Here is a 13965-nt window from a genome sequence, read left to right as displayed (position 1 = left end):
CGGCGTACGCGGCTGACCACTGTGGAGCCGTCGGCATCGTAGCCCAACCCCGCAATGAGTCGTACTCATTCCGACACGGACCCTTCGCCATGAGCAGAGAACTCTCAAGGAACTGAGGGAACTTAACGGTCACAAAGCCGCACTGGTCCGCCATCATCGCCTCAACTCCCGGAAAACAGCCGTGCACACACCCTTGACGGCTCCCTGGATAAGGCGGCTAATTTCTTCCACGCCGCTAGCAGCACAGCCGCCCGCCCTGCCGACGTCCGTCCGGGACCCCGACGTCGACCCATCCAGGCGCCACCCCTGCCCGCTCGGGGCACCCCCGCAGACCCAGTGGAGTCACTGATGACCCTCAACAAGCTTTCGCCCGGCCCGAGAAGCGCACTCCGCAGGACGCGTGCGGCGCTGCCCGCCGGCTGCGCCGCACTGGTACTGACCCTGGCCGCCTGCGGCGGCGGCACCGGCGGCACGACCAACAAGGACGGCTTCGCGCAAGTCGCCCAGACGGACGGGGAGTTGACCGTCTGGGTGGATGCGACCCGCATGGACGCCGCGAAGCTGTACCAGAAGCAGCACCCGGACGTGAAGCTGAAGATCGTCAGCTACGACGGTGACGCCAATGGTTCGAACTACCTGCAGACCAAGGTCCAGTTGTTCAACCGCACCAGGAAGGGCTGGCCCGACGTCGTCTTCAGCTCCCAGAACAACGAGGCGAGCTGGGCGGTCGACGCGGGCTTCGCCGCGCCGCTGAACAAGGGTCTGATCCCGGACGCGACCCTCAGCAAGTTCGCCAAGGGCGCCAACGACGTCTGCACGGTCAACGGGACCCTGTACTGCCTGCGCAACGACCTCTCCCAGACGGTGCTCTGGTACAACGCCCCGCTGCTCAAGAAGTTCGGCTACACCGTCCCCGCGACCTGGGAGGAATACCAGGCACTCGGCGAGAAGGTCGCCAAAGAACATCCCGGGTACCTCGTCGGCGACGCGGGCGACTCCTTCACCCCCGAGATCTACCTGTGGGCGAGCAAGTGCGGCGCCAACCACATCACCGGCCCCAAGGCGGTGTCCGTGAACACCACCAGCGAGGCGTGCACCAAGATGGCCGAACTGCTGGACGTACTGATCAAGAACAAGTCGATCTCCATCACCGGGGTCTTCAGCACCGACTTCGCCAAGAAGAACAGGAAGGCCGAGAAGATCCTGCTCATGCCCGGCCCGGCCTGGTACGGCGGCGCGGTCTTCCAGAGCGGGCTCAAGACGCCGGCGAAGCAGATCGCGGTGGCGCCCATGCCGCAGTGGAAGGGCGAGACCGCACCGTCCACCGGCAACGTCGGCGGCGGCACCTGGCTGCTGTCGCAGCACTCCGCCCACATCAAGGCGGCCACCGACTTCCTGAAGTGGGTCACCACGGACAACGCCTACCAGGGCGAGAAGTCCCCCGGCTTCCCGGCCTATGCGCCCGTCGCCGAGAACTGGCTGAAGGCACAGGCCGACTCCGGGTACTACGCCAGTGACCTCACGGCCCTCACGGACGCCTCCTCGCAGGTGTGGTCCGACTGGGGCTCGGGCAAGTTCAGCCAGGAAGCGATCTGGGCCGCCACCGTCAAGCCGGGCCTCACCCAGGGCAAGACGATCGAATCCATGCTGCCCGCCTGGCAGGACGCGATCGTCAAGTACGCCCGGTCCAACGGTTACAAGGTCGCGCAGTGACCGCTGTGAACCACTCTGCGTCCGCTGCGTCCGCTCCGTCCCGCTCTGCCCGTCGGCGCCCTCGCGGCACCGCCCGGCAGAGCCGGGCCGGCGTCGCCTTCGTCGCCGGCTACGTACTGCTGCTGATCGCCTTCGGCATCCTGCCGACCGGCTACGCCGTCTACTTCGCCTTGACCAACGCGGGCGGCACGTTCACCGGCCTGTCCAACTTCATCGACACGGCGCACGACTTCCGGTTCATGGACGCCGTGGGCCACGTGGCCCTGTACCTGCTGTTCTGGATGCTCTCGCTCGTGGTGTTCGTGGTGACCCTCGCCCTGCTGCTGCACCGCCTCTCGTCCGGCACGCTCAGCAGGTCCCTGCGCTTCCTCTACTACATCCCGGGCGCCCTCGCGGGTGCCGCGAGCGTCCTGGTGTGGCTGTTCATGCTCGATCCGACGGTGAGTCCGGCCAGTTCACTGCTCGGTGCGCTGGGGTTCGACACGTTCGGCGAGGTGATCGCGCCGGGCCATCTGCCGCTCCTGTTCACGATCATCGCGTTCTGGACCGGCGCGGGCGGCTGGATCGTCGTCATGTACGGCGCGCTCAACAACATCCCCACGGATGTGATGGAAGCCGCGCGCATCGATGGGGCGAGCAGCTGGCAGACCGCCTGGCACGTACAGATCCCGATGCTCCGCAAGTGGATCGTGTACATGGTGATTCTGGCGTTCGCAGGCGGCACCCAGCTCTTCGTCGAGCCGCAGTTGCTGTCCCTGGCGAGTGTGGGGGTGGCGGGCCGCGACTACGCGCTGAACCAGCTGACGTACGACTTCGCCTTCGAGCTGAACAACATCAACGGTGCCGCCGCGGTCTCGGTCGAGCTGCTGGTCGTCAGCCTGTCGGCCGCCGCCGTCTTCGTCACACGATCGAGGTTCTTCGATGCCGACTGAGTCACCCGCCGCACCCCTGACGGATCGGGAACCAGGCGTCATGGACCCGGCCCGCCCGCAGGCCCACGCGGCCCGGCGCCTTCGCCCCCCGCGTCGTGTGGTGCCCCGTCTGCTGGCCGGCGCCCTGCTCGCCGTCTTCCTGGTGTTCTTCGTCCTGCCCGTGCTGTGGCTCCTGCTCGCCGCCACCAAGACGGACCAGCAACTCATCCACGACAGTCCGCTGTCCTTCGGCTCGTGGCACGCCCTCAAGGCCAACTGGCACGCACTCACCGCGTTCCAGGACAACGCCGTGATGCAGTGGCTGGGCAACTCCACGCTGTACGCGGCGATTTCGCTGGTCATCACTTTGTGCGTGGCCATTCCGGCGGGCTACGCCCTGGCCATGACCGAGTTCCGCGGCCGGCACGCCCTGCTGGTGTCGACGCTGGTCGTGATGCTGATGCCGACCGCCACCCTGGTGGTGCCGCTGTTCTTGGAGCTCAACGCGGTACGCCTGATCGGCACCATGTGGTCGATCATCCTGCCGTACGCCTTCTACCCGTTCGGCGTGTATCTGACGTACATCTACTTCACCACCGCCGTGCCGAAGGACCTGCTGGCCGCGGCTCGCATCGACGGCTGCTCGGAGTTCGGTGTCTTCCGGCACATCGCGCTGCCGCTGGCGACCCCGGTCATCGCGCTCGTGGGCTTCTTCAGCTTCGTCGCGAACTGGACCAACTACTTCCTGCCGTACGTGATGCTCCCCGAGTCCGACCAGATGCCGATCCAGGTCGGCGTCGGAAGCCTGCTCAGCAACGTGCCGTCCTTCAATCCGACCGTCGGCGAGCTGGCGATCGAGCGCCCCCAGCTGGCACTGGCCACCCTGCTCGCCATCACACCGGTGCTGGTCGTCTTCCTGTTCGCCCAGCGCTTCCTGGTCAGCGGGATGCTCGCCGGGGCCACCAAGGAGTAGGCCCGATCGCCGGTTGCCCCGTCACGGCGCCCTGATCAGCGACCTCGCCCGGCCGGCGCCGCGGGCGCGCACCCCGTACCCCTGAACGGAGATTCCCTTCCATGCCCTTCGACTTTCCAGACCCCGCCTCGGGTGAGGACACCGAGGCCGCGGGCCGGCCGACCCCGCCCCCCGCGATCGAGGCGACGGTCCCCCTGCTCGACGTACCGGGCTGGGCGGTGGCCCAGCGGTCCTTGTTCGACCTGCTGGATCACGCCTGGCGCCGCTTCGCCCGCGACTTCACCGGCCCGGACGGACGCCTGAACTACACCGGGCCGCTGACCACCCGCGACGGGGTGGACGACTTCTACGAGGTGTTCTTCAACTGGCCCCAGCTCTACCTCCTCGGCGGCGCCGACGACCTGCTGCCCGCCAGCGAGAAGCACTGGGAGGGCGTGACCCGTCAGCTCACCGAACGGGACATGCTGCGTGACGAGTACGAGCGCGGCTACGACTGGTTCCACCAGGGCGAGAGTCTGCTGCTGCTCTTCTTCCTGTGCATGGCCGACCCCGAGCGCTGGTCGGAACGCGCCCTGCGCTTCGCGGAGTTGTACGTCGATCCGGCCAAGGGCAACTACGACCCCGCCCACCGCATCATCACCCGCGCGCACAACGGCAGCGACCCCGACCGCACGGGTCTGTTCGACGGTGACGTCTACCCCTGGCTGCAGAAGGAGGCGGACACCTACGGGTACCCGCTGGAGTGGATACCCGAGGCGCGGGGCGGCCCGTTCCCGCTCTCCTCGGACCCGCGTCTCGGCGCGCAGATGCGCGAACGGATGGGCGCCGGAGACACCGCCATCAACCTCGGCGCCACCGGTCTGGTGCTCAACGCCTGGATCCTGACCGGCGACGAGCGCTACCGCGACTGGATCGTCGAGTACGTCGGTGCGTGGCGGGAGCGCACCGAGGCGAACGACGGTGTCATCCCTGACAACGTCAGCCCGGACGGCGTCGTCGGCGGCCTCCTCGAAGGCCGCTGGTACGGCGGCCACTACGGCTGGTCCTGGCCGCACGGCTGGCACAGCATCGGAGCCGCGGCCTGCGTGGCGGCGCTCGCGGCGGCGACGGTCACCGGGGACGACGACTTCCTCTCCATGGTCCGCACCACGCTCGACTCGCTCATCGCCCGCGGCAAGGTGATGCCCCACACCGAGGCGGACTCCAGCCTCCCCGCCAAGTGGGCGGTGGAACTCGGCCCGGACGCCGAGACCCCCACGCTGCACGTGCCGTTCCGGTACAACGACACCGGCTGGTTCGACTACAACCCGACCACCCCGCCCGTACCGGTGGCCCTGTGGCACCACTCGGCGTCGGACGCCGACCGCAAGCGGCTGGAGGACCTGCGCGAGGCCGAGGCCATCGACTGGCGCACCCTGCGGCCGTTCCGCGCCAAGGAGGAGTCCGGCCACGAGAAGGCATGGTTCGCCTTCCTCGCCGGCGACGACCCCGGCTACCCCGAGCGCATCCTCGCCACCGCCCAGGCTCAGATCCGGCACCGTCTGCGCCGTATCGACCGCTACCGTGACCTGGACGTGCCCGAGGCCGACATCCACGTCTGGCAGCAGTCGAACCCGGTGGTCACCGAGGCTCTCGTCCAGCTGACCTGGGGCGGCCCCCAGGTGCTGTACAACGGCGGCCTGCAGCAGGCCCGGCTGCGCTACCACGACGCCGACGCGCGCCGCGCCGGTCTGCCGCAGGACGTGGCCGCGCTGGTCAGCTCCATCGACCCCGAGGCAACGACCGTCGAACTGGTCAACCTCGCCCCCGAGACGGACCGCACCGTGATCGTCCAGGCCGGCGCCTTCGCCGAGCACACCATCGCCGCCGCCCGGTACACCACCTGCCTGGACGACGGCTGGATCGGCGACATGTACGACTACGGCCACACCGAGCCCGTCGTCACCGAGGAAGAACTGTCCTGCGACAGCCCCTTCCTGACCGTCCGGCTGCCCGCGTCCACCCGTATCAGGCTCGTCCTGCGACTGGACCTGCGCGCCCACACCCCCAGCTACCGCACCCCGTTCGGCACCGAGGCGGGCGGACCCGTCGCCGGCACGGAAGGGAGCACGGCGTGAAGCGCATCGCCCAGACCATCAGGCTCCGGCCCGAGCACCGGGAGAGGTATCTCGAACTGCACTCCGCCGTCTGGCCCGGGGTGGAGGCGGCCCTGCACCGGGCGAACATCCGCAACTTCGGCATCTTCCTCCACGGCGACGTGCTGTTCGGCTACCTCGAGTACCACGGCGACGACTTCGAGGCCGACATGGCTGTCCTCGAAGCCGACCCCGAGACGCAGGAGTGGTGGAAGCTGACCGACCCGTGCCAGGAGCCCTGGCCCGACCGGGGCGAGGCCCGCCAGTGGACGGAACTGACCGAGATCTGGCACCTCGGCCCGCCCGGCGAGGACGTCACCGTCTGACCCGGCCCGCGCCGGACCGACCCGACTTGGAACCGTCATGACCGACGCCCCCACCCCCGTTCTCATCGACGCGCACCACCATCTGTGGGACCTCGACCAGCGCCCGCAGCCCTGGCTCGACGACCCCGGCCTGACCCCGATCCGCCGCACCTTCACCCCCGACGAGCTGCGCTCCACCGCGACCCGGCCCGTCGCGGGCCGTCACCTGCACGGCACGGTGGCCGTGCAGTGCGTGCCGGAGGTGCCCGAGACGGCGGATCTGCTCGCCCTCGCGGAGCGGGAGCCGCTGATCGAGGCGGTGGTCGGCTGGGCGGACCTCACGTCGCCCGCGATCGGCGAGACGCTCGACCGGCTGCTCACCGGGCCGGGCGGTACGCGTCTGCGTTCCCTGCGCCACCTCGTGCAGGGCGAGGCGGATCCGGCCTGGCTGCAACGCCCCGATGTCGAAAGGGGGTTGGCGGCGGTGAGGGATCGAGGGCTCTCCTACGACGTCCTGATCCGCAGCCACCAGTTCGACCAGGCGATCCGGCTGGCCGAACGCTTCCCCGACCTGCCTCAGGTGCTGAACCACGCGGGCAAGCCGGACATCGCCAGGGGCGAACTCGCCGAGTGGCGGGAGCAGGTGCGCCGGCTGGCGGCGCACGAGCACGTGGTCTGCAAACTGTCAGGTCTCATCACCGAGGCCGACCACGGCAGTTGGACCACGTCCGACATCCGTCCGGTCTGGGACGAGCTGCTCACGTCCTTCGGCCCTGACCGGCTGATGTTCGGCTCCGACTGGCCGGTCGCCAACCTCGCGGGCGGCTGGAACCCCTGGGCCGCGACCGTGGAAGAACTGCTCACCGACTGCGCGGAGAGCGAGATCCACGCGCTCCTCGCCGGTACCGCGACCGCCTTCTACCGCCTCCCCGCCCGCGGCTGACGTACAGCGCTCACGCCGAGAGAAATGTGGAGAACACGATGACACTCGCCGTCCACTACACGGCTGCCCGTACCCTGAACACGGCTCCCGCATCGAGCGGGGAGCCGGGCCCCGGCGAGGTGCAGCTCGCCCCTGCCTACGTCGGCATCTGCGGCACCGACCTGCACATCTTCCACGGCGACATGGACGCCCGGGTCGGCACGCCCGCCGTGTTGGGCCACGAGATGTCCGGCCGGATCCTCCGGGTCGGTCCGGGCGTGGCGGACTGGGCGCCCGGTGACGCGGTGACCGTGATGCCGCTGCGCTGGGACGGCACCTGCCCCGCCTGCCGGGCCGGTCACCAACATGTCTGCCAGCACCTCGACTTCATCGGCATCGACTCCCCCGGCGCGATGCAGCAGCGCTGGACCGTACCCGCCTCCACCCTGGTCCGCCTGCCGGACTCACTTCCGCTGGACCGGGCGGCGCTCGTGGAGCCCACCGCTGTGGCCGTCCACGACGTCGGCCGGGCACAGGTTCGCGGCGACGAGAAGGTCGTGGTCGTCGGCGGCGGGCCGGTCGGCGTGCTGATCGCACTCGTCGCGCGGGCCGCCGGCGCCGACGTACGGGTGGTCGAGCTCAGCGCTCACCGACGGTTGCTGGCCGAGGAATTGGGGCTGACCACCTGGGACCCCACAGCCGACGACATCGGCGCCCTGGTCGGCGCGTGGACCGGCAACGCGGGCGCCGACGTCGCGTTCGAGGTGTCCGGTGCGGCCGGCGGGGTGGACACTGCCGTGGACGTGCTCGGGGTGCGGGGGCGGCTGTGCCTGGTCGCCATTCACCCCCGCCCGCGCGAGGTGAACCTGCACCGCTTCTTCTGGCGTGAACTCACCCTCGTCGGCGCCCGGTTGTACGACCGCTCCGACTTCGGGCGGGCGGTCGCCCTGGTCGCGGACGGCACGATCCCCGCTGACCGGCTGATCAGCAAGGTCGTCCCCCTCACCCAGGCGCCCGCCGCGTTCGAGGCCCTGGAGGGCGGCGGCGACGTGATGAAGATCCTCCTCGACTGCACCGACCACTCCGACGACACCCAGGGAGCCACCCTGTGAACGCCTTCGACCTCACCGGGAAACTCGCCGTCGTCACCGGAGCCCACCGCGGCATCGGCCGGGCCATGGCCCGCGCCCTCGCCGAAGCGGGCGCCGACATCATCGGAGTGAGCGCCTCCCTGGAGGGGTCCGGCAGCGACGTGGAAAAGGACGTCACCGCCCTGGGTCGTACCTTCGAAGCCATCCGTACCGACTTCGCCGACTCCGACGCCGTACGGGCCCTGGGCGCCGACCTCGCCGCACGCGAGCGACCCGTGGACATCCTCGTCAACAACGCCGGCACCATCCGCCGCACCCCGGCCGCCCAACACACCGACGACGACTGGGCATTGGTGCTCCAGGTCAACCTCAACGCCCAGTTCGCACTCACCCGCGCCGTCGGCGCGACCATGGTGGCCCGCGGCCACGGCAACATCATCTTCACCGCCTCGCTGCTCAGCTACCAGGGCGGCATCACCGTCCCCGGCTACACCGCCGCCAAGCACGGCATCGCAGGCCTGACCAAGGCGCTCGCCAACGAATGGGCACCGCATGGCGTCAACGTCAACGCGATCGCCCCCGGCTACATCGCCACCGACAACACCCGGGCACTCCAGGACGACCCCGTCCGCAGCAAGGCGATCCTGGACCGCATCCCCGCCGGACGCTGGGGCAGCGCCGACGACCTCGCCGGCGCCACCGTCTTCCTCGCCTCCGACGCCGCCGCCTACATCCACGGCACCATCCTGCCCGTCGACGGCGGATGGCTCGGCCGATGAGCAGCGGCACCGATCCGGTAGCAGTTGGACGGGACGTCATGCGACGCCGCAGGGTCGCCGGTACGTCCGTCGAGCTCACCGCCCTCGGATTCGGTGCGGCGGTGATCGGCAACCTGTACCGCACCACCTCGGCGGCCGACGCGTCCGCCGCCGTCGACGCGGCCTGGGACGCGGGCATCCGGTACTTCGACACCGCGCCGCACTACGGCCTCGGGCTGTCCGAACACCGCCTCGGGGCGGCTCTGCGACCGCGCCCCCGCTCCGAGTACGTCGTCTCCTCCAAGGTGGGCCGACTCCTCGTCCCCAACGAGCGTCCCCGGGGCATCGACAGGGAGGGCTTCGTCGTCCGGGACGATCTGCGCCGGCAGTGGGACTTCAGCCGCGACGGCGTACTCCGCTCCGTCGAGGACTCCCTGCGCCGCACCGGCCTCGACCGGCTCGACGTCGTCTACGTGCACGACCCCGACGACCACTGGCGCCAGGCCGCCGAGGAGGCGATGCCCGCTCTGGCGGAGCTGCGTGGCCAAGGGGTCGTGGGGGCCATCGGCGCCGGCATGAACCAGTCGGCCATGCTCGCCCGTTTCCTGCGGGACACCGCCGCCGACGTGGTCATGCTCGCCGGGCGCTACACCCTCCTCGACCAGTCGGCCCTCGACGACGTGCTGCCCGCGGCGCAGGAAACGGGCAAGAGCGTCGTCGCGGTCGGTGTCTTCAACTCCGGGCTGCTCTCGCGTCCGTGGCCCGTCGACGGCATGACGTACGACTACCAGGCCGCCTCGCCGGAACTGGTCGCCCGCGCACGGACGATCGCGCGCGTCTGCGAGCAGCACGGCACCAGCCTTCCCGCCGCCGCCATCGCCTTCCCCACCACCCATCCCAGCACCGTCAACGTCACGCTGGGCATGCGTGACCGCGCCCAGGTGGCGCAGAACGTGGCACTCCACCGAAGCGCGGTACCCCAGGCGCTCTGGGACGACCTCCGCGGCCGGGGACTGATCCGGCAGGACGTCCCCACCACCGCCGGTGGTGCCCCCTGAGGCCACGGCGGGGCCTGCGCGAAACCCATGGCCCAGCTGCCGCTGAAAGATCTCCCAGTTCACACAAGCGCACCGACAACCCAACCGGAGCCGCCGTATGCACAGCTTCATACCGGTCATGCCCAGGACGAGGAGCAGTCGATGAGACGTGTTCCCTCCGCCGTCCGCACCGTGTCCGCAGCGGTCGCGCTGGCGCTGTCCGCCGTACTGCTGACGTCCCTGGCGCTGCCGGCCCCGGCCTCGGCCGCACCGCAGGCGACGTACTATGTCGCGCCCAACGGCGATGACGCCGACGCCGGCACGATCACCGCCCCGTTCAAGACCCTGCAGCATGCGCGGGACGTCGTGCGCACGATCAACAAAGACATGACCGGAGACATCACCGTCTATCTGCGCGGCGGCACCTACCCGGTGACGGACACCATCGAGTTCACGTCGGCCGACTCCGGAACGAACGACCACCGTGTCGTGTATGCCGCCTACCCGGGCGAGAAGCCGGTGTTGAGCGGCGGTACCCAGGTGTCCGGCTGGTCCCGGCACAGCGGCAACATCTGGAAGGCCCCCCTCAACCGCGACAGCAAGCTCCGCGCGCTCTACGTCAACGGCAAGCGCGCCCAGATGGCCTCGAAGACGGTCACCTCGGCCGGCTGCTACGGCACCTACACCGTCACGGCCGGCCAGGCGCCCTGGGCCTGGGAGTCTGGTTCGCAGTGCGACGGAGCCAAGTACGGCCTGTCCGACCTGCCCGCCGTCGCGTCCAACCAGGACGATGTCGAGATCAAGTCGGCGACGACCTGGACCACGGCCATCGTGGGCGTCCGCCAGATCACGACCACCGCGGACGGCACCCAGCGCGCGGCCCTGTTCCAGCAGCCGGGTGCGGCCATCGCCCAGGCACCGCCGTACGGCCCGTTCAAAGCGGACGGCACCCACACCTTCATGAACGCGTACGAGTTCCTGGACCAGCCGGGGGAGTTCTACTACGACAAGGCCGAGCACACGGTCTACTACTACAAGGCCGACTCCGAGGACATGACCTCGGCGCGGGTCGTCGCGCCGAACGGCGTGCGCACCCTCATCAAGATCGCCGGTAGTTCCACCACCGATCACGCGCGCAACATCACGCTCTCCGGCCTGACCGTGGAGCACTCCGACTGGAACCTCGTCAATGTTGCCGGATCGGTCGTCCGGCAGGGCACCCAGGGCAACTCCAGCTCGACCGTGTACGCGAGGAAGAACTTCCACGCGTACTCCTACCGCAATGTCGACCTGCCGCCGGGGATCATCGAGATCGAGAACGCCGACTCCATCGCCTTGCGGGGCAACACCGTGCAGCACACCGGCGCGGACGGGATCCACATGGTCAACGACGTGCGCGACACGGAGGTGACCGGCAACACCACGAACGACATCGCCGGCTCCGCCATCACCGTGAGTCATCCCCAGCACGTCTACATCGGGGACTACACCGCGACCAACCACGAGAAGTACCCGGTGGACGTCGAGGGGGTCTGCAAGAACATCTCGATCGCGAACAACTACCTGTACGACAGCGGGGTGTTGTTCGAGGCGTCCAGCCCCGTCTCCGCGTACTTCCCCGAGTCCCTGTCGGTGCGGCACAACCGGATCGAGAAGTCCCCGTGGGCGGGGATCACGCTCGGCTGGGGATGGTGGAACTTCGACGGCTCGGAGAACTCGATCCGTCCCGGTGTCCCGACCACCACGGCGAAGAACAACACCATCAGCCACAACCAGATCGTCGACACGATGCAGGTCCTGGGCGACTCCGCGCCCATCTACACCCTGGGCAGCCAGCCGGGCACCGTGATCAGCGACAACTACATCCAGGGCGTGCCGTCCGGCCACAAGTACGGCCTGCACCCCGACGAGGGCTCCGCGTTCATCACCTACCGCGACAACGTGCTCGACGTCGACCCGAAAGTGGCCTACGCCATCAATTCCGGGACCTGGGGGCGCCAGCACGACCTGAGCATCACCCACACCTACGGCACCGTCAACACGATCGCCAACAAGAACGTCCCGAACAGCACCGTCGAGGACGTGCGCGCCTACCCGGACAACGTGTGGCCGTCCACGGCGTACGCCATCGCCGTGAACTCCGGCCCCGAGAGCGCCTACAAGGATCTCGTCCCGCAGAACCGGACAGCGCTCCAGGACTACGCCCTGCCCGCGAGCACGTTCGCCGGCAAGGGAACGTCGTCCGTTCCCGTGCGTGCCCTCGGCGACGCGAGCAGGACGCTGTGGCTGGCTCCCGCCGGTACGACGCGGTTCGCGGTCGGCCCCACCATGACCAAGGCCACCGGCACCGCGACGTCCATCGTCGTTCCGCCGACGGCCGGCGACTACCACTTGTACGTCGTGGACGCCGAGGGCAAGGCTTCCGCCGCGTCGAAGGCGCTCGTACGGCAGCGCTGGGTCCACGTGGACGACAAGGACTCCCGTCTCACCTACTCCCCCGGCTGGGCGACGTGGCACGACACCCGGGACTTCAACGGGTCCGAGCGCTACACGAACAAGGCGGGTGACTCCGTCCAGTACGCGTTCAGCGGCACGGGCGTTCGGTACCTCGGCATGACGCAGCCGAACATGGGCAAGGTCGACGTGTACCTCGACGGCGCCCTGGCACAGGCGGGCATCGACGCGTACGCGCCATCGGTGACCAAGCAGGTGCCTCTGTTCGAGAAGACAGATCTGTCCGCGGGCTCCCATACGATCAAGGTGGTCTGCACCGGCACCAAGAACGCGGCCTCCTCCAGTACGGTCTGCGCACTGGACGCGTTCGCCTCCATCGCCTTCCCCGCGCCGAGCGCGTTCTACAAGATCCTCAACGCGCACAGCGGAAAGGCGGCCGATGTCTCGGGCGGATCGACCACCGCCGGGGCGAACGTCATCCAGTGGAACGACACCGGGGCGTCGAACCAGCTGTGGCGGTGGGTCGCGGTGGGTGACGGCAGCTACGAGATCGTGAACCAGAAGAGCGGCCACCTCCTCACCGTCACCGACGCCTCCACCGCGGACGGCGCAACCGTCGTCCAACAGCCCGACACCAACACGGACAGCCAGCGCTGGACGCCGGTGGCCGCAGGAACCGGCGCCTACACACTCAAGAACGTGCACAGCGGCAAGCTGCTCGCGGTGTCCGGTGCGTCGACGTCGGCGGGCGCCCAGCTCGTCCAGACCACGGACACCGACTCCGACGATCAGCTGTGGCGGGTGATGAGCGTGGGCTGACACCGAGCGCGATCAGGCACGCCGGGATGGGGCCCGCGGTTCGACCTGGTAGCCGCACTGCGCGGTGGGTTCGGCGGTGAGCGTGCCGTCGAGGAACTCGGCCCGTTCGCGCAGGCCGATCAGGCCGTGGCGGGCACTGGGCAGGGCGACGGACGGACGCGTCGGAGCGGTGTGGGTGACCGTGACGCCGAAGCGCCGCGCGCCCTGCCACAGGCGGACGGTGGCGCGGGCGTGGGGAGCGGGAAGGCGGGCGCGGACCCGGCACGGTCACCCGGAACCGTTCCGGGTCCGATCGAGACTCCGGAACGATGCGGACAGCCTTTCAGCGCCCGTGCGGGCCACCTTCGTCGACGTTCTCCCGCGCAACGCCGACAAAGGCGTCCTTCGCCCTCCGCAGCTCGTCCGGGCTCCCGTGCCGGCGCAGCAGATCGACGACACCACGCGCCGCGTCGGCAACGGTGTCCGGCCCCTCCAGCACAACCTCGCTCAACGCCCGCTGCAGCACTACCTCGTCGTCTGCGGTGCCGCGCCCCGTCCGCGCCGCGAACACGCTGCTCTCCGCCGCCGCCAGAAAGTCCGCGTAGGTCTGACGCCGCAGCGCCCGGGCCCGCTGACCGGCCTCCGCGGCGAGCGTCGTCCGCACCGACGTGAGCAGTGCATCCGCCTGTCTGGCGCCCGCGTCGCGTGCTGCCTCGGCCTGCCGGATTCCCGCGGCCCGGCCGAACCAGCCCGTAACGACACTGCCCGCCAACGCCGACCCCGCGGCGATCAGCGCGGCGCCCCACTCACTCATCGACAGCTCCCTCGTCCACCGTGCGCCCTCGCTCGATCACCCTTCGGACCCCAC

General features: G+C 69.5%; 11 protein-coding genes and 1 pseudogene. 10 read left to right on the top strand and 2 right to left on the bottom strand.

Going from position 1 to position 13965, the window contains the following annotated elements; translation table 11 throughout:
* Positions 1-348: 348 nt before the first annotated feature.
* The 10 genes from J3486_RS00865 (at position 349) to J3486_RS00820 (ending at position 13118) form a co-directional block, all read left to right on the top strand.
* Positions 349-1713 carry an ABC transporter substrate-binding protein gene (locus tag J3486_RS00865; protein ID WP_207817959.1) on the top strand — a complete coding sequence of 455 codons (1365 nt, stop codon included), beginning with the start codon at positions 349-351 and terminating at the stop codon, positions 1711-1713.
* Complete coding sequence (locus J3486_RS00860; RefSeq protein WP_207817958.1) at positions 1710-2645, top strand: carbohydrate ABC transporter permease; 936 nt, start codon at positions 1710-1712, stop codon at positions 2643-2645. Before J3486_RS00865 ends, J3486_RS00860 begins: the two co-directional genes overlap by 4 nt.
* A gap of 97 nt (positions 2646-2742) precedes the next feature.
* Positions 2743-3597 (top strand): carbohydrate ABC transporter permease, encoded by an 855-nt coding sequence (locus J3486_RS00855; RefSeq protein ID WP_207818878.1) that lies wholly within the window; start codon positions 2743-2745, stop codon positions 3595-3597.
* Between the two features lie 101 nt (positions 3598-3698).
* A complete protein-coding gene (locus J3486_RS00850; protein WP_207817957.1) occupies positions 3699-5714 on the top strand; it encodes a hypothetical protein in 2016 nt (671 codons plus the stop codon).
* A complete protein-coding gene (locus tag J3486_RS00845; protein ID WP_207817956.1) occupies positions 5711-6058 on the top strand; it encodes an L-rhamnose mutarotase in 348 nt (115 codons plus the stop codon). The genes J3486_RS00850 and J3486_RS00845 overlap by 4 nt, the downstream gene beginning before the upstream one ends.
* A gap of 37 nt (positions 6059-6095) precedes the next feature.
* Positions 6096-6980, top strand: coding sequence for an amidohydrolase (locus J3486_RS00840; RefSeq protein WP_207817955.1), 885 nt, complete (start codon positions 6096-6098; stop codon positions 6978-6980).
* 38 nt (positions 6981-7018) lie between these two features.
* The gene (locus J3486_RS00835; RefSeq protein ID WP_207817954.1) at positions 7019-8071 is read left to right on the top strand and encodes a zinc-binding dehydrogenase; all 1053 of its coding nucleotides are present in this window, start codon (positions 7019-7021) and stop codon (positions 8069-8071) included.
* Positions 8068-8829, top strand: a complete 762-nt coding sequence (locus J3486_RS00830; protein WP_207817953.1) for an SDR family oxidoreductase — start codon at positions 8068-8070, stop codon at positions 8827-8829. Before J3486_RS00835 ends, J3486_RS00830 begins: the two co-directional genes overlap by 4 nt.
* A 38-nt stretch (positions 8830-8867) precedes the next feature.
* Positions 8868-9866, top strand: coding sequence for an aldo/keto reductase (locus J3486_RS00825; RefSeq protein WP_207817952.1), 999 nt, complete (start codon positions 8868-8870; stop codon positions 9864-9866).
* Between the two features lie 141 nt (positions 9867-10007).
* Positions 10008-13118 (top strand): RICIN domain-containing protein, encoded by a 3111-nt coding sequence (locus tag J3486_RS00820; protein WP_207817951.1) that lies wholly within the window; start codon positions 10008-10010, stop codon positions 13116-13118.
* A gap of 12 nt (positions 13119-13130) precedes the next feature.
* Here J3486_RS00820 and J3486_RS43770 read toward each other — a convergent pair.
* Together J3486_RS43770 and J3486_RS00815 are read right to left on the bottom strand one after the other, a co-directional pair.
* Positions 13131-13367: pseudogene (locus J3486_RS43770) on the bottom strand (two-component sensor histidine kinase); the annotation flags it as partial.
* A gap of 73 nt (positions 13368-13440) precedes the next feature.
* Positions 13441-13911: a hypothetical protein gene (locus J3486_RS00815; RefSeq protein ID WP_207817950.1), complete on the bottom strand. Its 471-nt coding sequence runs from the start codon at positions 13909-13911 to the stop codon at positions 13441-13443.
* Positions 13912-13965: the final 54 nt, after the last annotated feature.

It is taken from the genome of Streptomyces sp. VRA16 Mangrove soil (genome assembly GCF_017377775.1).
Lineage (GTDB): Bacteria > Actinomycetota > Actinomycetes > Streptomycetales > Streptomycetaceae > Streptomyces.
The sequence above is the reverse complement of the archived record's forward strand: the minus strand, read 5'-3'. Positions and strand labels throughout refer to the sequence as shown.